The following is a 22609-nucleotide window of genomic DNA, read 5'->3' on the forward strand; positions in this document are numbered from 1 at the left end:
GTCCCGGCGGGACGGAGATCGCTATCGGGCCATTCAGTGGAATCAGCGAACCTGCTTTTCGAAAAGTGATCGGCGGTGCGGCCTGATCTGGCCATCAGCCCGGACCATGCGATCATCGGGTGACGACGCCCTGACCAGCGCACAGCAACCCTCATAACCTGCGGAAAGGCGCGCTTACCCCTTCTGGTGGCAGGTATGCCGAGGCGTTGGACGAGCTCGCGAACCTGCCGGAAATGTGGCCTCAGCGAAAGGATAGGGCTCCCGGGCGAGTGCTATTAATAGCGATTACGGCGAAGGTCCGGGGGGCGGAACACAGGGGGCTGCGGCGGGTGGAGTTCTGGACGCTGATCGGCGGATCTCTGATCACCGGTCTGATAAGCATGATTCCGGAAGCGCTCACCGAAGAGCTCCGGACGCGGGGAGTGCTGCGCCGGCAGCGGGAAGAGGCGCGGCTCAGCGAGATCGCCGACCGCCGCAGGAATGCCGCGCAGCTGGCCTATCTGGAAGAGGAGCACAGGCGCCGGGAGTTACTGGAACGCTACCGGTACCAGACCGCGCGCTATCCGCTGGGCGAGATCGGGCGGCTGCGGGACCTCGCCGGAGACGACCACCGGCCGGCGGTGCTCGTCTCCCCGCCGGTCCGCGCGAGCGACACCGTCCGGCTGAGGATTCCGGGGCTGGTGCACGACGCGCTGCACGACGTGAACGACTTCGTCCGGTACGCCGCGCTGCACACCGGCGGGTTCGTGAGCGACGGCGGGGTCAGCCGGGCCATCGAGGGATCGGTCGGTGCGGCCGAGATCAGCGCGCTGGAGTTCTCCGGCCGTCCGGCGATCCTGGTGTACTTCGAGGCCGACGGCGACCGGCTCAACGCGTTCGCCTACCTCGGATCGGTCTTCCCCGCGGCGGACGGCCCGGCCGGGTTCCCCGTCCGGATCGCCAGTTTCAGCCGGGGCGGCGGGACCACGACCAGGGCGGGCGGCTCCCTGCCCGTCTGGCCGCACGTCAACCTGAGCGAACTCGACCACCCGGACGAACTGGTGATCGCGGCGCTCGTCGCCTCCTTCGTGGTCAGCTGCGTGGAGGCGTACTGGAGCCTGCAGGGCGTCCGCGATCTGAGGCTCGGGACGATCCCCGCGCTGCCGTCCTCCGCTCCGCGCCGGAGGGCGCTCATCGACCGCGTCACCGACACCGGCTCGGTGTTCGGCCACCGTGTCGAGACGGAGGCGCTGGCACTGCTGAACCTGGGATTCCAGCCGATCGAGACCGTGGAGTACGGACCGGACCAGGTGGCGCTCATCGCGTCGCGCGACGACCTCGCCGTCTCCTTCGTCCTCGACCCGGACTTCCCCGCGAGCCCGCCCGAGGTCTTCTACGTCGATGCCGGGGCCCGCGAACACGTCGCACTCGACCCGTCGGTCTGGTCGCCAGAGCACACCCTGGCCGAAATCGTGGAGGCGCTCCGGTGAGCGAGCACTACATCGTCCGAGTCTTCGAGTCCGAACTCGACCTGATCACCCATGAGACGCTCGGCCATCAGGAGCTGGAGACCGGCGGGAACCTCTTCGGCCTGTTCAGCCACGGCGGCGGGCCGACGGTGTTCCTCGCCACCCGGCCCGCGGGCGACGTCCACAAGACCGCGACGTCGATGAGCCTCGATCCGGAAGTGACGCGACCGCTGGAGGAACTCGCCTGGGGCCGGTTCGGCGTCCAGTTCATCGGCATGTGGCACTCCCACCACTGGATCGGCCTGATGGAGCCGAGCAGCGGCGACCGGGAGCGCACCCGCCGGTACGCCGAGCGGCACCACCGCCCCCAGTACACCGAGATCCTCGCGAACTTCGTCGGCACGCGGGGGGATCGAAAGAGCACGGCCGTCCAACTCACCCCCTTCTGGTACCTGGACGCACGGCAGCTGACCCGCGCCGAGACCGTCATCCAGGTGCTGCCCGGGATGAGCCCGCTCCGCCGGGCGCTCGGCGACGTCAAGGTGGAGCCGCTTCTCCGCGAGGCGCTCCGTCCCCCCGAACGGCTTCCGGAGAACGCCTACCGGCTGGCGGCGTCCCGGGGGACGCCCTCTTCCCCCGGTCTCTCCGGCTGGCGGCGGTTCCTGCCCGGCCAGCATGCCGGCGACGCGCCCGCCGAGGACTTCGACGAGGTGGCGGACGACCGTCCGGAGGACACGCCGCCGCCGGAGGAGAAGACGCCGGACGAGCAGGACAAGGCGAGCGAACCGGAGGGGGCGGGCAAGCAGGACGGACCGGCCGAGCAGGACGGGGCCGGCCCGGCGCACCCGACGCTGCGGCCGATCCCCGACCTCACCGAGTACATCGTGAATCACGTCGAGCCGGTGACGCGGCGGCTGGGCGGCAAGTTCGAGGTGGAGCTGCAACCGGGCGGGCGGGACGAGCTCTTCGTCATCGTCTCGCTCAAGGGCGGGCACGCGAGGCTCATGATCCGTGCCGGCTGGGACGGCGACCGGGCCGTCGCCACGCAATGCAGGGTCGAAGACCGCCGCAGCTACCTGGACTGGCCGCCCGGCCAGGGCGGACGCCTGACGTTCGAGCTGGGAGAACCGCTCTACTGGGGGATCCGGCAGCTCGAGCGCCTGTACTGAGCGGAAGACGGGGAAGAGGAGAACACCTTGGCCTGGGACGGCTACCAGCAGATGCGGCTCGCCCACGAACGCGCGGGCCTGCGTGAGTACTGCCCGTCGTTCAGCTTCTACGACACGCTCGGCAAGACCTATGTCTCCGGGTACTGGACGAGCAACACCGACCGCGTCTACGGCGTGCGGATCGACGTGCCTCCCGGGTATCCGGACGAGTGCCCGAGCACCTACATCGTGTCCCCGAGCCCGCTCATGGACCGGACCGGGACCAGGACCATCGAGTCGTACGGGACCAGCCACGCCATGCACGTGTGGAAGTCCGACCGGCCCGGCTGGCCGAAGATCTGCACCTACCAGCCCACGCGGTGGTCGGCCGCCCACTCGATGCTCAAGGTCATCCGCAAGGCGGAGCTATGGATCTTCGCCTACGAGTGCCATCTGCAGGACGGGCAGCCCCTGCAGAACTTCCTCCTGGACGCCTGACGGCCACGATCGACACCACGGGAGCCCCCATGGCCAGTGACAAGCACGACGACATCCGGCAGTTCATGGAAGAGACGCGCAAGCAGGGCGGCCGCCCGCCGGCCGGAAAGCGGCTCGTGCAGAACCCGCAGACCGGCAAGTTCGAGGTCCGGTCGGTCGGTGAGCGGCTCGGCGACGACATCCCGCAGTTCGACGTCGAGGACATGAAGGCGTTCGGCCGTGGGTGACCGGTGGCCGCGGCAGCTTGTGTTCACGGGCGCCGGCGCCGCCATGGCCGGGCACGCCCCCGTCCGGCTCGCGCTCACCCTGCGCGACCGGGGCGACCTCGGTGTCGTCGACGGGACGGCGGGCCATGACGTCCTCGCACTGCCCGAGGAGCCGCAGGACGGCCGGGACCTCACGGAGCCGGGGGCGCTGATCGCCTGCTGGCCGGACGGCCCCGGCGTGCGCGCGCACCGGATCACGACCGGGACGCTCGGCGAGCGGATCGGGACGATGTGCGTCCCCGCCGAGGCCGACGCGATGGAGCGGGTCCAGGGCATCCTGGAGACCGACGTGCTGAGCCGCAGGTCGGTGGCCGTCCTCGGTCTCGGTTCCGGCGGGAGCTTCATCGCCCGGGAACTGGCCAGGGCGGGAGTGGGCCGCTTCCTCCTCCTCGACCATGACCGGCTGGAGGTCGGCAACGTCTCGCGGCACGAGTGCGGACTCTCCGACGTCGGCCGGCTCAAGGCCAACGCCATGCGCGACCTCGTCCGCGACCACCATCCCGCCGCCCGCGTGCACACCAGCGATCTGCGGATCAGCGGTACGACCCGGCACGAACTGCGCGACCTGCTGCACCAGGTGGACGTCGACCTCGTCGTCTGCGCGACCGACAACCGGGAGAGCCGCCTGCTGGTCAACCGCCTCTGCGTCGAGGAGGACCTGCCGCTGATCCTCGGCGGCGTCTACCGGCGCGCGTACGGCGGCATCGTGCAGCGCGTGATCCCCGGGCTGACGCCGTGCTACCAGTGTTTCGTGCAGGCGCTGCCGGCCCAGGCCGGCGACAACGAGATCAGCAGTGCCGGCGACGCGGCGCAGGTCTCCTACACCGACCGGCAGGTGGCCCCGCAGCCCGGCCTGTCGTCCGACATCGTCCCGATCGCCCTGCACATGGCCAAACTCGCGCTGCTGGAGCTGCTCGGCGGGGAGTCGCCCACCTTCGCCTCGCTCGCGGCCGACCTCGTCGCGCCGATCCACCAGTGGATCAACCGGCGGGAGTTCGCGCACGCCGGCTTGCAGCCGCTGGGGGTCTCCATCGACGAGCAGAGCGTCCTGCGCTGGTACGGCGCGCTGCTCCATCCGCTGGACGACTGCGCCCACTGCGCCGCGCCCCGCGAGGTCGGCGAGGAGGACGCCGCCGCGTTCGCGGGCTGAGCACGGCGATCGGCGTTCCGGAGATCTCACTGGACGGGAGGGTGCGCGGGTAGAGGAGCCGGGAGGCGTTACTCTACCAAACAGTTGTTAGAAAGAGGTCGGGCATGGATCTTGAGTTCGGGGCGGCGGACGAGGAGTTCCGCGCCGAGGTGCGGGCGTGGCTGCGCGAGCACGTCCCGGCGGAGCCGCTGCCGTCGCTGGAGACCGAGGAGGGCTTCGCGGCGCACCGGGAGTGGGAGCGGACGCTCGGCGCGGCACGGCTGGGGGTGGTGTCGTGGCCCGAGGAGTACGGCGGGCGCGGCGTCTCCGTGCTGCGGTGGCTCGTCTTCGAGGAGGAGTACTACGCGGCGGGCGCGCCGGGACGGGTCAGCCAGAACGGCATCAACCTGCTGGCTCCGACGCTGATGAAACACGGGACGCCCGGGCAGCTCGCCCGGATCCTGCCGCCGATGGCGGCCGGCGAGGTGATCTGGGCGCAGGCGTGGTCGGAGCCGGGCGCGGGCAGCGATCTCGCGGCGCTGCGGTCCACGGCGACGCGGACGGACGGCGGCTGGCTGCTCGACGGGCAGAAGACCTGGAGCTCGCGGGCGGCGTTCGCCGACCGGGGGTTCGGGCTGTTCCGGTCCGATCCTGAGGCGTCCCGCCACCAGGGGCTGACGTACCTGATGTTCCCGCTGGACGCGGAGGGGGTGACCGTCCGCCCGATCGGGCGGCTGGACGGCAAGCCCGCGTTCGCCGAACTGTTCCTCGACAAGGTCTTCGTCCCGGACGAGGACGTCATCGGCGCGCCGGGCGAGGGCTGGCGGGTCGCGATGGCCACGGCCGGCAACGAGCGCGGGCTCACGCTGCGCTCCCCCGGACGGTTCACGGCGGCGGCCGAGCGGCTCGTCGCGCTGTGGAAGGAGCGCGCCGACACCTCCGGCACGGCGCTGCGGGACCGGGTCGCGGACGCCTGGATCAGGTCGCGGGCCTACCGGCTCAAGGGGTTCGAGACGATCTCGCGGGACGACGACATCGGCGCGGAGTCCAGCCTCAACAAGGTCTTCTGGTCGGAGCTGGACGTCGCGCTGCACGAGACCGCGCTCGACCTGCTCGGCCCGGACGGCGAGCTGGAGTCGGAGTGGCTGGAGAACTACGTGTTCTCGCTCGCGGGCCCGATCTACGCGGGCACCAACGAGATCCAGCGCAACGTGATCGCCGAGCGGCTGCTCGGCCTGCCGAGGGGGTCGCGGTGAAGTTCGTTCTCTCCGCCGAGCAGCGGATGTTCCGCGAGTCGCTGCGCGGGCTGCTGGCCGACGCGGGCACCGCGAAGATCGTCCGGGCCTGGGCCGCCGGGGACACGGGGCCCGGGCGGGCGCTGTGGTCGTCCGTCGCCGAGGCCGGGGTGTTCGCGGTGGCCGTGCCGGAGGAGTCCGGCGGCGCCGGGCTGCTGCCGGTCGAGCTGGTCGTCGCGATGGAGGAGCTGGGCCGCGCCGCCGCGCCCGGGCCCTACGTGGAGACGCTCGCCGCCGCCGAACTGCCGGCCGGGCCGCCGTGGCCGTCCCGGATCGCCGAGGGGGAGGCGATCGTGTCGCTGGCCGTCCCGTACGCGCTGGACGCCGACGTCGCCGACCTCGTCCTGACCGTGGACGGGACCGAGCGGCAGGCCGGCGAGGCGGTCGCGTCGCTCGACCCGGCGCGGCGGCTGTTCCGCGTCGGCGGCGCGTCCGGCCGCACCGACCTCGGCGTGCTGCTGTGCGCGGCCCAGCAGGTCGGGCTCGGACAGGCACTGCTGGAGGTGTCCGTCGAGTACGCCAGGACGCGGCGGCAGTTCGGCCGTGCGATCGGCGAGTACCAGGCGGTCAAGCACCACCTGGCGAACGCGATGGTCGAGCTGGAGTTCGCCCGCCCGCTGCTGTACGGGGCGGCGCTGTCGTACGGGACGCCGGACTTCGCGCGGGACGTGTCCGCCGCCAAGGTCGCCGCGTCCGAGGCGTCCTACGGGCTCGCCAAGACCGCCCTCCAGGTGCACGGCGCGATCGGCTACACCGACGAGTACGACCCGTCACTGTGGATCCGCAAGGCGCGCGCGCTGTACTCGGCGTGGGGCTCCGTGGCCGAGCACAGGGCCCGGGTCATGTCCGCGCTTTGAGGTCGACGCGGCGGACCTTGCCGGACGCGGTCTTCGGGAGGTCGTCCACGAAGACGACCTCCCGGGGGACCTTGAAGTTCGCGAGCCGCTCACGGCAGTGCGCGACCAGCTCGTCCGCCGTGGCCGTCCTGCCGGGGCGCAGCCGGACGTAGGCGCGCCCGACCTCGCCCATGCGCGCGTCCGGGACGCCGACGACGCCCGATTCGGCGACGGCCTCGTGGCGGGCGAGGACGTCCTCGACCTCGGCCGGGTACACGTTGAAGCCGCCGACGACGAACATCTCCTTCGTCCGCCCGGTGATGGTGAGGTTGCCGCGCTCGTCGAGACGCCCCCGGTCGCCGGTGTCGAGCCATCCGTCGCGGATGGTCTTCGCGGTCTCCTCGGGATCGCCGAGGTAGCCCTTCATCACGTTGTAGCCGCGGACCAGGACCTCGCCGTCAGTGCCCGCCGCGACCCGCTCGCCCTTCTCGCCGACGATGGCGATCTCGACATCGGCGATGGCCCTGCCGCAGGTGGTCGCGATCGTCTCGTCATCGTCGTCCACCGAGCAGGCGGACACGGTGCCTGACGACTCCGTCAGCCCGTAGGCGGTGACGACCTGCGGGAACAGTTCGGCCCTGATGCGCCGCACCAGCGCGACCGGGACGTCCGCCGCGCCCGTCACGGCCAGCCGGAGAGACGAAAGGTCGCGTTCCTCCCTGCCCGGCGCGTCCAGCAGCGAGGTGTAGATGGTGGGCGGCCCGGGCAGCACGGTGATCTTCTCCTGCTCGATCAGCCGCAGCGTCTCCGGGACGTCGAACGTGCGCTGGAGCACCATCGTGGCGCCCTTCAGCACGCACGCCAGCACGCCCGCCTTGTAGCCGAACGAGTGGAACATCGGGTTGACGATGAGGTACCGGTCCCCGGCCCGCACGCCGGTGCGTCCCGTCCACGCCTGATACGTCCGGACGTTCTGCTCATGCGTGCACATGACGCCCTTGGGCTTGCCGGTCGTCCCGGACGTGAACAGGATGTCGGCGATGTCGTCCGGCCGGACGGCCGCGGCCCGCGCGTCGGCCTCCTCGCCCGGCACGGCCTTGGAGAGGAACTCGTTCCAGGTGACGACGCCCGGACGCGCCGTCCCGTTGAACGTGACGACGGTCTCCAGCGCGGGCAGCCCGGGGATGGTGCCCGACCCGTCCAGCCCGAGCATGCCGGGATAGTCGATGCCGAGGAAGCCGTCCTCGACGAAGAGGACCTTCACACCCGCCCTGTCGAGCGGCCACCGGGCCTCGTCGCCCTTGAAGCGCGTGTTGAGCGGCACGAGCGTCGCGCCCGCGCCCAGGGCGCCGAGCACGGTCACGATCCAGGACAGGCCGTTGGGCGCCCAGATCGCGATCCGGTCCCCCGGCGCGATGCCGGCGCCGATGAACGCGCCCGCCGCCTCCCGGACCCGTTCGCGCAGGTCGACATAGGTGACCCGGACGTCGCCGTCCACGACCGCCTCCGCGTCCGGAAACTCCGTCGCGGCCCGCGCCACCAGCCCCGGAATCGTCAGCTCGCTCATGAAAGCCCATCTTCCCGATCCGCACCCGCCGGAGACCCCGCGGTCCCGGTGAGCGGTACGACCAGCTCGTCGCCTGAAAGTGGATGACCCTATGGATTCTGCAACACATGACCACGGCCGGATCCGGTACTCCGCGCGTGGTATCCGCCGCGTGCGGCTGCGCCGCGCGTGGTACGCGGGATGTCGCCGGGCACGGGACGACATGTGCCCAACCTGCCCAGCATCGTCGCTTCCAGAGGGATGACGTCCAGAAGGGACCTGGAGACATGGCGATACAGGAACAGGACCGCGTCCGTGCCCGTGCCCGGCCGGATGCCCGCCTCCGCCTGGGCAGGAAGTGGCGCAAGACGACACTGATCGTCCACATCGTGTCCGCCGGCGCGTGGATCGGGATCGACGTCATGGTGGCGGTCCTGGTCCTGACGGGACGCTTCGGCACCTCCGGCGAGGTGCGCGGCCTCGCCTATCAGGCGCTGGCGACGTTCGTGGTGTGGCCGATGCTGACGTCCGGGCTCATCTGCCTCGTGACCGGCGTGCTTCTGGGGCTCGGCACGCGGTGGGGACTGATGCGGTACTGGTGGGTCGCGACCAAGCTCGTCCTCAACCTCGTCCTGTGCACGCTCATCCTGGTCCTCCTGCAGCCGGGCATGGACGACGTGGGCGACTACGGCCGGACCCTGGCCTCGGGGGCGCCCGAGCCGGACTTCATCTCGACCCTGTTCTTCCCGCCTGCCGTGTCGCTGACGGCGCTGACCTTCGCGACCGTCCTCGGTGTGGCCAAGCCATGGGGCCGCATCCGGAACCGGCGGCCCGACCGGTGATCATGGACTTCGGTTTGGAGGCGACATGGACGTCCTCGTCATCGGCGCGGGGGTGGGCGGCCTGGCCACCGCGCAGGTGCTGCTGGCCGCCGGCCACCGGGTGCGGGTCTACGAGCAGGCCCCGGCCCGGCGGACGGGCGGCAAGGCGCTGCTCGTCTGGAGCAACGGGAACGCCGTCCTGAACGATCTCGGCATCAGCCTGGACGGCGCCGGCAACCGCATCGACCGGATCGACTCGCTGACCCCGGACGGCCGGCTGCGCATCGGCCAGGACATCGCCCACGCCGCCGCGCGCTTCGGCTTCGCCACCCAGGCGATCGCCCGCCGGCACCTGCTGGAACGCCTGGCCGGCGGGCTGCCCGACGACCTGATCCGGTTCGGCATGGAGTGCCGGAGCGTGACCCAGGACGCCGACCGGGTCACGGCCGTCTTCGCCGACGGGACGACCGACACCGCGGACCTGCTCGTCGGGGCCGACGGCCACCACTCGGTGGTGCGGCGCCTGCTGTGGGGCGAGAGCGGCGTCCGGCCGGCGACCTTCGGCACCTGGCAGGGCCTCAGCTCCGTCGACATCGAGATCACCGACACGCACCGCCATCTCATGGTCTCCGGGCGGGAGGGCGCGTGCGGGCTGATGCCCGCGGGCGGCGGCCTGCTGCAATGGTGGTTCGACATCCGCTGGTCGCCCGCGGACCCGCGTCCCGCCTCCCCGCTGGACGAGCTGCGCAGCCGCTTCGGCCACTGGGCGTCGCCCGTCTCCGAGGTGCTCGCCGCCGCCACCGACGACGACCTCGAATTCTTCGGGCACCACTGGAACAAGGTCCGCCGGGCGTGGGGAGAGGGCCGCGTCACCCTGGTCGGCGACGCCGCCCACACGATGCCGCCGACCCTCGGGCAGGGCGCCAACCAGACCCTTGAGGACGCGTGGGTGCTCGGCCGCGAGCTCGGCAGGGAGGGCCGGGACCCGGTCGCGGGGCTACGTGCCTACGAAAAGGCCCGCTACCGGCACATCTCGCGGGTCTCCCGGATGGCCAAGCGCAACCCCGCCAACTGGCGCGTCCCGCCGCTGATCGGCCGGCACCTCCCGGAGACGTCCCAGACCACCCTCCTCACCCGCTTCAGTAACCGCCTCACCGACGGACTCCGCTGACCACGCGATCCGGACGGCGGTGGAATTCATCGTCAATGATCAAGGAATAACGCCGGACGCCGATCTTGTGGCTTTTTTCGCACCTTCCCTCTACCGTTCCAACCGGGGAATGACGCATGGGCCGGAGGCGCCGGTGAACGGGTGGCAGGTCGACGGATTCAGCGAGATCAGCGAACTCGGAGCGGGCGCCCAGGGGCGCGTCGTGCTCGCCGTCCCGCCCGGCGGGCGAGGGCGGGTGGCGATCAAATACCTGGCGCCCGCGATGCTCGCCGACGAGCGGAGCCTCGCGGTCTTCCGGAGGGAGGCCGAGACCCTCGCCAGGGTCGCCGACCCGCACGTGGCCCGGCTCTACCGGTACGTGGAGGAGCAGCGGGGCGCCGCGATCGTCATGGAGGCCGTGGACGACGCGTCCCTGCCTCATCCTTCGGGGCGGGGAGGTAACGCTGCACGGTGCTGCACGATGCTCTCCAGGTTTTGTCGGTGGGGTCCGGTAGCTTTCCGGGCATGTCCCGTTACCGTCTGCAGCCGACGCCCGCCCAGGAGCGGGCGCTGCTGGAGCATTGCGGGCACGCCCGGTTCGTCTGGAACCTGGCCGTGGAGCAGCACGCGTGGTGGCGACCGGGGCGCGGTTCGGCGCCGGGGTTCGGCGAGCAGTGCCGCCAACTCACTCAGGCCAGGGCGGAGTACGGGTGGCTGCGCGGCGGGTCGGCGACGGTGCAACAGCAGGCGCTCAAAGATTTCACCCAGGCCATGAGCAACTTCTTCGCCGGCACCCACCGACGCCCCACCTGGCGCAAGGCCGGGCGCCACGAGGGGTTCCGGATCGTGGCGGTCAAACCCGCCGATGTGCGGCGGGTGTCACGGCGGGTGGGTCATGTGAAGGTGCCCAAGGTGGGGTGGATCCGGTTCCGCTGGTCCCGGCCCGTCCCCGACACCGCCAAATCCTTCCGAGTCACCCGGGACCGGGCGGGGCGCTGGCATGTTGCGTTCGCTGCGATCCCCGATCCCATCCCCGCACCCGGCAGCGGTGAGGTCGTGGGGGTGGATCGGGGCGTGGCGGTCAGTGCCGCGTTGTCGACCGGTGACCTGCTGCACGCACCTGGCCTGCGGGATATCGAACGGGCCAGGCTGGCGCGGCTGCTGCGCAGACTCGCCCGCGCCCAGCGCGGCTCCAAGCGGCGCGCCCGAGTAAAGGCCGCCATCGCGCGGCTGCGGGCCCGGGAGACCGACCGCCGCAAGGACTGGATCGAGAAGACCTCCACCGATCTGGCCCGCCGGTTCGACATGATCGCCATCGAGGATCTCAACATCCGAGGTATGACGCGATCGGCGCGCGGCACGGTAGAGGCGCCGGGCCGCAACGTGGCTCAGAAGGCCGGGCTGAACCGAGGCATCCTGGCAAGCGGCTGGGGCGCTCTGGTACGGCGGCTGGAGGACAAGGCGCCCGGGCGCGTTATCAAGATCGATCCGCGTAACACGTCGCGGACCTGTAGCGCCTGCGGGCACGTCGCCGGGGAGAGCCGTGAGAGTCAAGCGGTCTTCTCGTGCGTGGCCTGCGGGTTCCGGGTCAACGCCGATGTGAACGCGGCAATGAACATTCGTGATACGGCCGCAGGGCATGCGGTCGCTGCACGGGGAGGCCCGCCGCTGGGCGGGCCTGCGAACCGTGAACCTCAACACGACCTGCCCCTCACGGGGTAGTTGGTCGTTGTTGGAATCCCCTTCGTTCACGGGGGAGGATGTCAAACCGAGGGAACCCTGCCGGTGATCACGATCCTGCCCGGCCCGTCGTCTCCGCCCGCCACGCGCAAACCCTCGGGCTGCCGCACGATCACCCAGAGCGACGGGGACCGCATCGTCGTCTGCTGACCCCGATCATTCGTCCGCCCCCAGGACCAGGCCGCTCGTCGGGACGCCGGTCCCGGCGGTGACCAGGACGTTGTGGACGTCCCCCGGCTGGTTCGCCGACGTTCCCCGGACGAGCCGGACGGCCTCCGCGATGCCGTTCATGCCATGGATGTAGGCCTCGCCGAGCTGGCCGCCGTGGGTGTTGAACGGGAGCCTGCCGCCGATCTCCAGATTGCCGTCCGCGACGAAGTCCTTGGCTTCGCCCTTGGAGCAGAAACCGAGTTCTTCGAGCTGCGGCAGCACCAGTGGCGTGAAATGGTCGTAAAGGATCGCGGCCTGGACGTCGGCCGGGGTCAGACGCGACTGGGCGTACAGCTGCCGTCCGACGAGGCCCATTTCCGGGATGCCGGTGATCTCGGAGCGGTAGTAGCTCGTCATCATGTGCTGGTCGTTGCCCGATCCCTGCGCGGCGCCCCAGATCACCGCGGGACGGTGCGGGAGGTCGCGGGCGCGTTCGGCGGACACGACGACGAGGGCCTGGCCGCCGTCGCTCTCCTGGCAGCAGTCCAGGAGGCGGAGCGGCTCGGCGATCCAGCGGGACGCCTGATGGTCCTCCAGCGTGATGGGACGCCCGTGGAACCACGCGGCCGGGTTCCCGGCCGCGTGCTTGCGGTCGACGACGGCGATGCGCCCGAAGTCCTCGCTGGTGGCGCCGTACTCGTACATGTACCGGCGGGCGAACATCGCGACCCACTGGGCGGGGGTCGAGAGCCCGAACGGGTTCATCCACGCGTAGGCGGCGCTGTCGGCGCTGACGTCCGCGGGCCGGTCCGCCTGGCCGAGACCGTAGCGGGTGCCGGAGCGCTCGTTGAACGCCCGGTAGCAGACGACCACGTCGGCGACGCCGGTCGCGACGGCCATCGCGGCCTGCTGGACGGTGCCGCAGGCGGCGCCGCCGCCGTGCCCGATGCGGGAGAAGAACCTCAGCTCGCCGATGCCGAGGTTCCGGGCGATGTGGATCTCCGAGCTGGTGTCGGCGGTGAAGGTCACCATGCCGTCCACGTCGGACGGCTGGAGCCCCGCGTCGGTGATGGCGGCGAGCACCGCCTCGCAGGCCAGCCGCAGTTCGCTGCGGCCGGACTCCTTGGAGAACTCGGTGGCGCCGATCCCGGCGATCGCGGCCGCCCCTGGCAGCACGCTCATGCGCCGCTCCCCCGCTTCTGAATGACGGGCAGCTGGAGGACCACCGTTCCGGTGACGTGCGGGCCGATGGCGTTCACGCCGCGCACCTTGATCTCGACCCTGTCCCCGGCCTCCTTGGCCGAGACCGTGCCGGTCAGCACCATCGTGTCGCCCGGATAGTTCGGCGCGCCCAGCCGGATCCTGATGGCCTTCACCACGGCGGCCGGCCCGCCCCATTCCGTCACGTAGCGGTCGACGAGCCCGTTCGTCGTCAGGATGTTCATGAAGACGTCCTTGGAGCCGCGCTCGACGGCGAGCGACGGGTCGTGGTGGACGTCCTGGTAGTCGCGGCTCGCGATGGCCGTCGCGACGATCATCGTGCGGGTCAGCGGGATGCTCAGCTCGGGGAGTTCCTCGCCCACCGCCACGTCCGCATAGCTCCTGCTCACAATGCGGCCCCCAGCAGTTCGAGGTCGGCGGACGCGCCGCCGAGCGTCCCGGAGATCTGCTTGCCCCACAGGAAGTGGCGGTGCACCGGATAGTCGACGTCCACGCCGATGCCGCCGTGCAGGTGCTGGACGCGGTGGACGACGTTCAGCCCGCCCTGGTCCGACCACCATTTGGCGACGAGGACGGCCGTCTCGGCGTCCTCCCCGGCGGCGATGAGCGAGAGCGCGTGCCAGAGGCAGACACGGAGCGCGTCGATCTCGATGTAGCAGTCGGCGAGCTGATGCTGGGCGGCCTGGAACGTGGCGAGCGGACGGCCGAACTGCTCACGTCCGGCCAGATAGTCGGCGGCCATACGCAACGCACCATCGGCCACGCCGACCTGGACGGCCGCCAGGGAGACGCGCGCGAGCCGCAACACCACGGCCAGAGCGCCGTCGCCCAGGGCTTGCGCCGGGGCACCGTCGAGGGTGAGATGACCGGCGGCGTCCCGGCTCGTGGTCTCGGCACGCTCCCAGGAACCGGCGGACGTCTCGACCATGAAGAGGCCGGGCCCTTCCGGCGAGGAGGCCGAGACCAGGACATGACGCGTGCCGAACGGCGTCGGGACAACGGCCTTCGTGCCGGACAGCAGCCAGCCGGAACCGTCGCGGACGGCAACGCACCCCGGCGACGCAGGATCCGCGGCGCCGAACTCCTCCAGCGCGAGGGTCAGCCGGACCGTCCCGACCAGGACGTCCGGGAGGACCTCCTGCTGCGAAGCCGTCCCGTGCGAGGCGAGCGTCAGGGCGGCGACGACGGCCGGCAAGATCGGGACGGGTGCGACGACGCGGCCCTGCTCCTCCAGCAGGACGGCCAGCCCGGCGACGCCCAGCCCGGCTCCGCCCGCCGGCTCGGGGAGTGCGACACCGAGCAGGCCGGTGTCGCCCAGTTCCTTCCACAGGCCCTCGTCGAAACCGTGCCCGGACTCTTCGGCGGCCCTGATCCGCACCTGGGTGGCCCGGTCGGTGAAGATCTGCCGGGCAAGGTCCCTGACCGCCTCCAACTCTTCGCCAAGCGTGAAGTCCACTAGCGCTCCTTTGGTTCGGCCGGGCGGAACGCCGGCAGGGACAGGTCGGGGTCCGGGTCGATCCAGTCGAGGACGACGGGCATGCCGACCTCGACGTCCTCCGGCGCTACCCCGGTCATGTTCGTAATGAGGCGGGTGCCCTCGGCCAGCTCGATCACGGCGACGACCAGCGGATAGTCGAAGGCGGGATGGCGCGGGTGGTGGTTGACCACGTAGCTGTGGACGTGGCCCTCGCCCTGAGCCTCGACGGTGTCCCAGTCGAACGAGCCGCACTGCGGGCAGCACGGGCCGGGCGGGTGCCGCAGCGACTTGCAGTCGGCGCAGCGCTGGATGACGAGCCGGTGCTCGCGGGCCGCCTCGAACCAGAACGCGTTGTCGAGGTTGATCGCGGGCCGCGGGCGCAGCGGCTTCGGCTCGGGCTTCGCGGCGGGACGGAAGCGGAGAAGCCGCCAGCGCTGCGTGGCGACGACCTCGCCGGACGCGTCCCGGTACGTCTTCACCGTGCTGACGAAACGTCCGGCGCCGAGGGCGGTGTTCTTCTCCGGGGAGATCGACTCGACGGTCTCCTCGACGCTGACGTGGTCGCCCGGCACCAGCTCGCGGTGGAACTCGAACTCCGAATCGGTCGCGACGACGGAGGTGTACCCGCCCTCGGCGAGCAGCTCGGTCAGCTCGTCCGGGCCGGCCGGGTCCTCGCGGACGGACGCCGCGTAGCCGCGCATCGTCCACGCCTGGATCATCGACGCGGGCGCCACGACGCCCTCGCGCCCGGTCTCGCGGGCGGCGGCGTCGTCCAGGTAGACGGGGTTGCCGTCCTCCATCGCCTCGACCCAATGCCGGATCATGGGGACGTTCACCGGGTCCTGCCCGACGCGGCGCACTCCGACCTGACGTCCGACCCACGCCTGAAGGCGCCCCTCGTAATCGCTCATGACCGCCTCGACCTCGGCAGACCCAGCCCCTGGACGGCGACCATGTCGCGCAGCACCTCGTTCACGCCGCCGCCGAACGTGTTGACGATGCCCTGCCGGGACAGCTGCTCGATCTGCCCGTACAGCACGGCGCCCGGCGATTCGGGGCGGATCCGCCCGGCGGCGCCGAGCACGCCGGTCAGCGTCCGCTGGACGTCGATGTGCGTCTCCGTCCCGTACGACTTGGCGGCCCCGGCCTGGGCGCCCGTCAGCGTCCCCGCCTCCACCGCCATGGTCATCTTCCAGTTCATCAGCCGCATGGCTTCGAGCCTGGCGTGCGTCCGGGCGAGGTCGGCGCGCACCCAGGGCAGGTCGAGCACGCCGTTCTCGCGGGCCCAGTCCCGGACGTCCTCCCACAGCCGGATCATCCGGCCGCCGAGCGCGGCCAGCCCGATGCGCTCGTGGTTGAGCTGGGTGGTGATCAGGCTCCAGCCGCCGTCGACGTCCCCGACGACCGACGACGCGGGCACCCGGACGCCGTTGTAGTACGTCGCCGTCACGACCATCCCGCCGACCGTCCGGATCGGGCTCCAGGAGAACCCGTCGGCGTCGGTCGGCACGGTGAGGATCGAGATGCCCTTGTGCTTCGGCGCGTCCGGGTTCGTCCGGGCCGCCAGCCAGATGTGGTCGGCGGTGTTGGCGCCGCTCGTGAACACCTTGCTGCCGTCGATGACGAACCGGTCGCCGTCCCGGACCGCCTTCGTGCGCAGCGACGCGAGGTCGGTGCCCGCGTCGGGCTCGGTGTAGCCGATCGCGAAGACGATGTCGCCGGACAGGATGCCGGGCAGGAAGCGCTTCTTCTGCTCGTCCGTCCCGAACCGCATGAGCGTCGGCCCGACCGTGTTGACGGTGACGAACGGGAACGGCAGCCCGGCGCGCTGCACCTCGTCGAAGAACACGTACTGCTCGGCGACCGACCTGCCCTGGCCGCCGTACTCGGTCGGCCAGCCGTAGCCGAGCCAGCCGTCGTTGCCGAGCATCTTGACGATCTCGCGGAACCGTTCGCCGCCCGCGCCCTGCTCGCCGGCGCGGCGCCGGACGTCCGCGGGCAGCAGGCCCGCGAAGTACGCCCTCAGTTCCGCACGCAGCTCGCGATGCGCCTCGGACTCACGCAGATCCATACCTGCCCTTTCTCGGGTTCACGGGAGGAAGCGCCGGCGTCCGGCGGCGGCGAACTCCTTCCGCAGCGCCGACTTGTCCGCCTCGGTCATCGGGACGTACTCGGGCGCGTCCCGGCCCGCCCACCGGTACACGGCGTCGCCGGTGCGCCAGCCGTCGAGCTGCAGTTCCTTCTTCCTGAGCTTGCCCGAGCCGGTCGTCGGCAGCGCGTGCGAGACGCGGACGAACCGCGGCGCGCCCTTGGTGCCGAGGTCGTCCTGGACGGCGAGGAACCCGGGAAGGTCGAGGTCCTCGAACTCGACGCCTTCGGGGATCTCGATCGCCGCCATCACCTGGTCGCCGGAGCGCGGGTCGGGGACGCCGAACGCGACCGCGTCCACGATCTTCGGGTGGCGGCGGACGACGTTCTGGGTGAGCAGAGCGGAGATGTTCTCCGAGTCGACCCGGATCCAGTCGCCCGACCGCCCGCCGAAGTACAGGAACCCGTCGTCGTCGACGTAGCCGAGGTCGCCCGTCCAGTACCAGCCTTGCCGGACCCGTTCCGCGTCGGCCTCCGGGTTCTTGTAGTAGCCCTCGAACCTGGCGGCGCCGTGCACGTCGACGATCTCGCCGACGGCGGCCTCGGCGTTGGTGACGCGGCCGTGCTCGTCCAGGGTCGCCGGGGCGCAGGTCTCGCGGGTCTCCGGGTGGACGATCCGGACGCCGTCGTGCGCGGGACGCCCGAGCGCCGCCGGCGGCGCGCCCGGCACCTGCTTGATCATGCCGGCGCTCTCGCTGGAGCCGTACCCCTCGACCAGCCTCGCGCCGAAGCGGCGCAGGAACTCGGCCTTGTCCTCGGGCGACGCCTCCGTCCCGAACCCGTGGGTGAGCGTGTTGCCACCGTCGTCCGGCCGCTCGGGCGTGGCGAGGACATAGCCGATCGCCTTGCCGACGTAGGTGAAGAACGTCGCCCCGTAGTAGCGGACGTCCGGCAGGAACCCGGACGCGGAGAACTTCCGCGCGAGGACGACGGTCGCGCCGACGGCCAGGGACGGCGCCCACAACGCCATCAGGGCGTTCCCGTGGAACAGCGGCATCGAGCAGTAGCTGATGTCGTCGCGCTTGACGTCGTACTTGGCGCTGTTGGCGCGGCCCAGTTCGGCGAGCCGTCCCTGCGAGCAGCGCGCCGCCTTCGAGGCCCCGGTCGTCCCGGACGTGAACAGCAGCAGGATCTGCGTCAGCGGGGTGATCGACCCGTCGTGCTCCGGTTCGCACGCGTGTGCCGCGACGGCCGCCTCGTAGCCGTCGCCGTCGATCAGGAGGAAGCGGTCGCGCGGGACGCCGATGTCGAGACCGTCCAGCAGCTTCAGCCCGGCCTCATCGGTGACGAGCAGCTGAAGGTCGGTGTGCCGGACCTCCTGCTCCAGATGGGCGCCGGTCCGGGTCGGGTTGATGCCGACGATCGTCGCACCGCCCAGCGCCGCCGCCCCGAGCCACAGGATGTACTCAGGGATGTTCTCCAGGAGGACGCCGATGTGGAACGGCCCGTCCCGCCGCAGCTCACGGGCCAGCGACGCGCGGGCCGCGCTCTCCCGGACCACCTCGTCCCACGGCCAGGTCCGTTCGCGGCTGCGCAGGCCGGGACGCTCGTCGCCCAGCCTGGCCAGCAGCATCGCCGCGATCGTCTCGTCTCGCACTCCCGCTCCCTCCCCGTTCAGGCGGGCTGCTCGACGAGGACGCAGCGCGTCCCGCTGTAGATCGACGTCATGCACTTGTTGCAGTGGACGCAGAGCGACCTCGTGCCCGGCTCGTCCTTGATCCGGTTGATCAGGTCGGGTTCGCGGAGCAGCGCCCGCGCCATCGCGACGAACTGGAAGCCCTCCGCCATGGCGGTGTCCATGCCGGCCTTGTCGGTGACCCCGCCGAGCAGGATCAGCGGCATCTTCACCGCGGCGCGGATCCGGCGGGCGTCCTTCAGCAGATAGAGGTCCTCGTAGGGGTACTCGCGCAGGAAACGGCGGCCGGCCAGCCGCACGCCGAGCCTGATCGGCCGCGGCATGACGGCGGCGAACTCGCGGAGCGGCGCGTCCCCCTTGAACAGGTACATCGGGTTCAGCAGGGAGCTTCCGGCGGTGAGTTCGAGCGCGTCGAGCGACCCGTCGGCCTCCAGCCACCGCGCCACCTGGACCGCCTCGTCCGGCCGGAAGCCGCCGGGGACGCCGTCGTCCATGTTCAGCTTGGCGGTGATGGCGATGCGGTCGCCGACGGCGTCGCGGACGGCGCGGGCGATGTCGCGGGACAACCGGGCCCGGTTCTCCAGCGAGCCGCCGTACTCGTCCTTGCGGCGGTTCACCTTCGGGCTGAGGAACGAACTGGCCAGGTAGTTGTGGCCGAGGTGGATCTCGACGGCGTCGAAACCCGCCTCGATGGCCGCCTTCCCGGCATGGGCGTGCCCCTTGACGACCCGGTCCAGGTCCGCGTGGGTCGCGGCCTTGGCGAGGCTGGCGGTCGCCGCGTGGAAACGGCGGCTGGGCGCGATCGCCGGGTGGCCGTTGCTCCTGGGGTCGGCGACCGGCCCCGCGTGCCCGATCTGCGCGGCGACGGCGGCGCCCTCGTGGTGCACGGCCTCGGTCAGCCTCCGCAGGCCGGGGAGCGCCTCGTCCGTCCAGAGGATCTGCCTGCGGTCGGTGCGCCCGTCGGGGGCGACCGCGCAGTACGCGACCGTCGTCATGCCGGCACCGCCGGCGGCGTGCCGCACATGGAAGTCGATCAGCTCGTCGGTGACGAGGCCCTTCCTGCTGAGCCCCTCGTACGTCGCCGCCTTGATGACGCGGTTCCGCAACATGACCGGACCGAGCTTCGCCGGAGCGAACACGTCGGGCATCGGGTCGTTCATTCGGCGTCCTCCATCCGGACTAGACGTTAATCAGCGGGATGCCCGAGCAGTCCGGACATCCCGCTGACCGGGAGCGTCCAGATTGTCGGAGGGCGCTGGTTGGCTTTCCGGCATGAACGAAGAGCGCTTCTGGGACCTGATCGAGGCGGCGTGGGCGCCACTGGGCGCCGAGGCCGGTGCGGCGCGGCGGGCGCTCACCACCCGCGACCCCGATTCCGACGTCTGGGAGATGCCCGAGCTCTCCGTGGTCGACAAGGCCCTGGACGCGTTCCTCGGCAACCTCGCCACCGCCGCCCGCGACCTGCCCGCCGACGAACTGACCGATCTCGACCGGGTGTGCGAGCGGATGCTCCACGACATCGACCGGGCCGACGTCCAGGCGGTGACGGACGGCTCCGACGACGGCTTCCTCTACGCGCGCGGCTTCATCGTCGCGCTTGGCCGCGACTTCTACACCGCGGTGGCCGCCGACCCGCGCATCGCCGTGCTGGACGGCGAATGCGAGTCGATGTGCTACTTCTTCGCCCACCTGCACCGCGAACGATTCGGGACGTTCCCGGACACCGGTTCGGGCATCTCACGCGAGTCCTGCTCGAACCCGGCCGGCTGGGCCGTCTGACGGTTCGGCCACGAACTCCTCCCAGGTGCGGGTGCCGTGGTCGGCGCCGTCCAGGGTCAGGTTGTCGCCGGCGCGGTAGGCGCGTCCCGCCTTCCCGGGGATGCGGACGGGCAGCATCGGGCGCCGCTTGCCGTGTGCGTCCAGGTAGCCGCGAACGAGGTCGTCCAGCCCGTAGACCTTGGGCCCGGCCAGGTCGGAGACGCGCCCGGACGGCGCTCCGAGCGCCAGTTCCACCAGCCGCCCGGCGACGTCCCGGGAGTCGACCGGCTGGAACCGGAGCCCGCCCGGCTTGGGGACGACCGGCAGCTTCGCCATGCTCCGCACCGCCTTCAGCACCAGGTCATGGAACTGGGCCGCCCGCAGGATCGTGTAGGGCACACCCGAATCGATCACGGCCCGCTCCACGTCCAGCTGGGACCGCACCCAGGCCACCGGCACCCGGTCGGCGCCGATGACCGAGATGAGCACCAGGTGCTTCACACCGGCCTCGGACGCGGCCCGCATCAGGTTCCGGGCGGCGGCCTCATCGCCCTTCTTACCGCCCGCCAGGTGCAGGACGACATCGACGCCCTCCACCGCGGCTTCGATCCCCTCGTCCTTGAGCAGATCACCGGTCACGTACTCGATGCCGTCCGCGGGTTCGCGCGTGCGGCGGCTGAGCACCCGCACGTCCTGCCCGGCGGCCCGCAGCAACGGCACGGCGTGGCTTCCGAGAGTGCCCGTACCCCCGGTGACCAGGATCGTCGACGTCATGGTTCCTCCTTTTTACGAATCTGCCCCCAAGACGTGCCCAGTGCTCCGGAATGTGACGTGCCTACCTGAACGGTGTGGTCGTGTTCACCATGCGGCCCGTGATCATTGCCCTTGGCGTCACCGATGCCAGGCGCCCATCACATCGTCCGGGCCCCAGTTCAGGGCGACATCGCCAGTGAAGTCCGTGCCGGAAAGCGACACCACGGCGAGACCCACGGTCGCCGGGTCCAGGCCGGGCACCTCGGTTGCGGCTCGGCGGAGGTCCGCCAGGTCGCGGTCGTCGAACGGGCCGTTCAGCCATTTGATCGAGCCGGCGAAATGGATCCGGTTCGCCACGGGGGCGCGGTCGGCGCCGACGAGGTCGATCTCCGGGTCGAAGCGGCGGTTCCACCAGCCGCCGACCGCGCCGACGTCCGGCCAGGGCAGGTCCGACAGCTCCAGTGCCTGCCGGACGAGCGGTTCCACGGCCCGGCCGCGCCAGGACGTCCAGCGGCGTTCGACCAGGCGGAAGCCCGCTTCGGGCCGTCCCCTGCGGGCCTGCTCGTGGGCCGCCCGGAGGACCGCCAGGTAGAGGCGCATGTTGCTGTCGGCGATCCGGTACAGAGCGGGTTTGCTGGGCTTCGCAGAGAGGGGCTGGTCCTCGGCGAGGACGTGCTTCTCCCGGGTCAGCCGGCGTAGGAGGGGCGACAGGGTCCCGGACGGGAGCGCCTCGCCGCGGCCACCGGCCGCCGCTGCGATGTTGGCGTGCGTCCGGTCGCCGGAACCGACGGCCTCCAGCACGCGCCGTGACGTGTCGGGGTTGGGGAACTCCGCCAGGAGGGACGCCTCCGGGACACTGAACAGGGCCGCGGCCGGGTCGGCGCACTCGTCCCGTATGAAGTCCAGCGCGGGCGTGGCATGGGGCCAGGTCCGGACGATGCCCGGCAGCCCTCCGGAGACGAGGTGCGCGTCGATGGCATCGGCGGCGTCGAGTCCGAGCGCCTGACCCAGGTCGGCCGGATTCAGCGGACCGAGCACCAGGTTGTCGGCCCGCCCGTAGAACGGGCGGTCGTACGCGGTGAGGCGTTCCATCATGTGCAGGTCGCTGCCCAGGAGCAGGAGCAGGATGGGCTTGGACGACAGCAGCCGATCCCACCCGGTCTGCAGTGCGCCGTCGAACACGGGGTCCTGCTCCGCGAGCCACGGCAGTTCGTCCAGCACGACGATCGAGGGGGTGTCCCGAAGCGTTGACGCCAGCACCCTGAACACGTCGGCCCAGCTGCCGCCGTCCAGCCGGGGGACGAGGTCGGGGTCGCTCGGCAGCGTTGATTCCCTGAGGTCGCGCGCGAACGAGGCCACCGCCTCGACGGGCGACGCCCCCTTGGTGGCGGCCGAGAAGAGGTACGGCACCCCGGCGCGGTCGCAGAACTCCTGGACGAGCCGCGACTTGCCGACCTGGCGGCGGCCGCGCAAGGCGACCGCCGTCCCGGCCCCCGTGGCCGCGACCCGCTCCAGACGCTTGCCCAGCAACGCCAGCTCGGCCTTCCTTCCGATGAACACCTCGCCCTCCCATTTTATGTAGCTTCAAT

At 71.3% G+C, this 22609-nt stretch carries 21 protein-coding genes and 1 pseudogene; 12 read left to right on the forward strand and 10 right to left on the reverse strand.

What is annotated here, in order from left to right; translation table 11 throughout:
• The first annotated feature begins 380 nt into the window (after positions 1–380).
• From ACQPXG_RS36220 to ACQPXG_RS36250, 7 genes are all read left to right on the forward strand, one after another.
• On the forward strand, positions 381–1469 hold the full coding sequence (locus ACQPXG_RS36220; protein ID WP_433463642.1) for a hypothetical protein: 1089 nt from the start codon (positions 381–383) through the stop codon (positions 1467–1469).
• Complete coding sequence (locus ACQPXG_RS36225; protein ID WP_433463643.1) at positions 1466–2617, forward strand: hypothetical protein; 1152 nt, start codon at positions 1466–1468, stop codon at positions 2615–2617. Before ACQPXG_RS36220 ends, ACQPXG_RS36225 begins: the two co-directional genes overlap by 4 nt.
• Positions 2618–2644: 27 nt before the next feature.
• Entirely contained in the window at positions 2645–3094 is a 450-nt protein-coding gene (locus ACQPXG_RS36230; protein ID WP_433463644.1) for a hypothetical protein, read from the forward strand.
• Between the two features lie 29 nt (positions 3095–3123).
• Positions 3124–3321 (forward strand): hypothetical protein, encoded by a 198-nt coding sequence (locus ACQPXG_RS36235; RefSeq protein ID WP_433463645.1) that lies wholly within the window; start codon positions 3124–3126, stop codon positions 3319–3321.
• Positions 3314–4510, forward strand: coding sequence for a HesA/MoeB/ThiF family protein (locus ACQPXG_RS36240; RefSeq protein ID WP_433463646.1), 1197 nt, complete (start codon positions 3314–3316; stop codon positions 4508–4510). The genes ACQPXG_RS36235 and ACQPXG_RS36240 overlap by 8 nt, the downstream gene beginning before the upstream one ends.
• Before the next feature lie 104 nt (positions 4511–4614).
• Positions 4615–5745: an acyl-CoA dehydrogenase family protein gene (locus ACQPXG_RS36245; protein WP_433463647.1), complete on the forward strand. Its 1131-nt coding sequence runs from the start codon at positions 4615–4617 to the stop codon at positions 5743–5745.
• On the forward strand, positions 5742–6641 hold the full coding sequence (locus ACQPXG_RS36250; protein ID WP_433463648.1) for an acyl-CoA dehydrogenase family protein: 900 nt from the start codon (positions 5742–5744) through the stop codon (positions 6639–6641). The genes ACQPXG_RS36245 and ACQPXG_RS36250 overlap by 4 nt, the downstream gene beginning before the upstream one ends.
• Here the strand turns inward: ACQPXG_RS36250 and ACQPXG_RS36255 are convergent.
• Positions 6625–8187, reverse strand: coding sequence for a FadD3 family acyl-CoA ligase (locus ACQPXG_RS36255; protein WP_433463649.1), 1563 nt, complete (start codon positions 8185–8187; stop codon positions 6625–6627). The genes ACQPXG_RS36250 and ACQPXG_RS36255 overlap by 17 nt on opposite strands.
• Before the next feature lie 266 nt (positions 8188–8453).
• Between ACQPXG_RS36255 and ACQPXG_RS36260 the strand changes: the two genes are divergently transcribed.
• The 4 genes and pseudogenes from ACQPXG_RS36260 to ACQPXG_RS36275 all read left to right on the forward strand — a co-directional run bounded on the left by ACQPXG_RS36260 (position 8454) and on the right by ACQPXG_RS36275 (position 11859).
• A complete protein-coding gene (locus ACQPXG_RS36260; RefSeq protein WP_433463650.1) occupies positions 8454–9008 on the forward strand; it encodes a hypothetical protein in 555 nt (184 codons plus the stop codon).
• A 25-nt stretch (positions 9009–9033) separates the two neighbouring features.
• On the forward strand, positions 9034–10158 hold the full coding sequence (locus ACQPXG_RS36265; RefSeq protein ID WP_433463651.1) for an FAD-dependent oxidoreductase: 1125 nt from the start codon (positions 9034–9036) through the stop codon (positions 10156–10158).
• Positions 10159–10267: 109 nt separating this feature from the next.
• A pseudogene (locus ACQPXG_RS36270) lies at positions 10268–10561 on the forward strand (protein kinase domain-containing protein); the annotation flags it as partial.
• 101 nt (positions 10562–10662) lie between these two features.
• Entirely contained in the window at positions 10663–11859 is a 1197-nt protein-coding gene (locus ACQPXG_RS36275) for an RNA-guided endonuclease InsQ/TnpB family protein (RefSeq protein ID WP_433463652.1), read from the forward strand.
• Positions 11860–12033: 174 nt separating this feature from the next.
• Here ACQPXG_RS36275 and ACQPXG_RS36280 read toward each other — a convergent pair whose 3' ends face one another.
• The 7 genes from ACQPXG_RS36280 to ACQPXG_RS36310 are packed head-to-tail and all read right to left on the reverse strand — an operon-like array spanning position 12034 to position 19669.
• Complete coding sequence (locus ACQPXG_RS36280) at positions 12034–13209, reverse strand: lipid-transfer protein (RefSeq protein ID WP_433463653.1); 1176 nt, start codon at positions 13207–13209, stop codon at positions 12034–12036.
• Positions 13206–13637 carry a MaoC family dehydratase gene (locus tag ACQPXG_RS36285; protein ID WP_433463654.1) on the reverse strand — a complete coding sequence of 144 codons (432 nt, stop codon included), beginning with the start codon at positions 13635–13637 and terminating at the stop codon, positions 13206–13208. The genes ACQPXG_RS36280 and ACQPXG_RS36285 overlap by 4 nt, the downstream gene beginning before the upstream one ends.
• On the reverse strand, positions 13634–14704 hold the full coding sequence (locus tag ACQPXG_RS36290) for an acyl-CoA dehydrogenase family protein (RefSeq protein WP_433463655.1): 1071 nt from the start codon (positions 14702–14704) through the stop codon (positions 13634–13636). The genes ACQPXG_RS36285 and ACQPXG_RS36290 overlap by 4 nt, the downstream gene beginning before the upstream one ends.
• Entirely contained in the window at positions 14704–15636 is a 933-nt protein-coding gene (locus ACQPXG_RS36295; protein WP_433463656.1) for a bifunctional MaoC family dehydratase N-terminal/OB-fold nucleic acid binding domain-containing protein, read from the reverse strand. Before ACQPXG_RS36295 ends, ACQPXG_RS36290 begins: the two co-directional genes overlap by 1 nt.
• A complete protein-coding gene (locus tag ACQPXG_RS36300) occupies positions 15633–16796 on the reverse strand; it encodes an acyl-CoA dehydrogenase family protein (protein WP_433463657.1) in 1164 nt (387 codons plus the stop codon). Before ACQPXG_RS36300 ends, ACQPXG_RS36295 begins: the two co-directional genes overlap by 4 nt.
• Before the next feature lie 18 nt (positions 16797–16814).
• Positions 16815–18470, reverse strand: a complete 1656-nt coding sequence (locus ACQPXG_RS36305) for an AMP-binding protein (protein WP_433463658.1) — start codon at positions 18468–18470, stop codon at positions 16815–16817.
• Positions 18471–18487: 17 nt separating this feature from the next.
• On the reverse strand, positions 18488–19669 hold the full coding sequence (locus tag ACQPXG_RS36310; protein ID WP_433463659.1) for an NADH:flavin oxidoreductase: 1182 nt from the start codon (positions 19667–19669) through the stop codon (positions 18488–18490).
• Between the two features lie 112 nt (positions 19670–19781).
• On the opposite strand from ACQPXG_RS36310, the gene ACQPXG_RS36315 reads away from it, so the two are divergent.
• Positions 19782–20288 carry a DUF4240 domain-containing protein gene (locus tag ACQPXG_RS36315; RefSeq protein WP_433463660.1) on the forward strand — a complete coding sequence of 169 codons (507 nt, stop codon included), beginning with the start codon at positions 19782–19784 and terminating at the stop codon, positions 20286–20288.
• Here the strand turns inward: ACQPXG_RS36315 and ACQPXG_RS36320 are convergent.
• Together ACQPXG_RS36320 and ACQPXG_RS36325 are read right to left on the reverse strand one after the other, a co-directional pair.
• Positions 20247–21041 carry an SDR family oxidoreductase gene (locus ACQPXG_RS36320; RefSeq protein ID WP_433463661.1) on the reverse strand — a complete coding sequence of 265 codons (795 nt, stop codon included), beginning with the start codon at positions 21039–21041 and terminating at the stop codon, positions 20247–20249. The two genes, ACQPXG_RS36315 and ACQPXG_RS36320, sit on opposite strands and share 42 nt — an antisense overlap.
• A 117-nt stretch (positions 21042–21158) precedes the next feature.
• The gene (locus tag ACQPXG_RS36325; protein WP_433463662.1) at positions 21159–22580 is read right to left on the reverse strand and encodes an AAA family ATPase; all 1422 of its coding nucleotides are present in this window, start codon (positions 22578–22580) and stop codon (positions 21159–21161) included.
• Positions 22581–22609: the final 29 nt, after the last annotated feature.

The sequence above is a fragment of the Spirillospora sp. CA-128828 genome (assembly GCF_050945415.1).
Classification (GTDB): domain Bacteria; phylum Actinomycetota; class Actinomycetes; order Streptosporangiales; family Streptosporangiaceae; genus Spirillospora.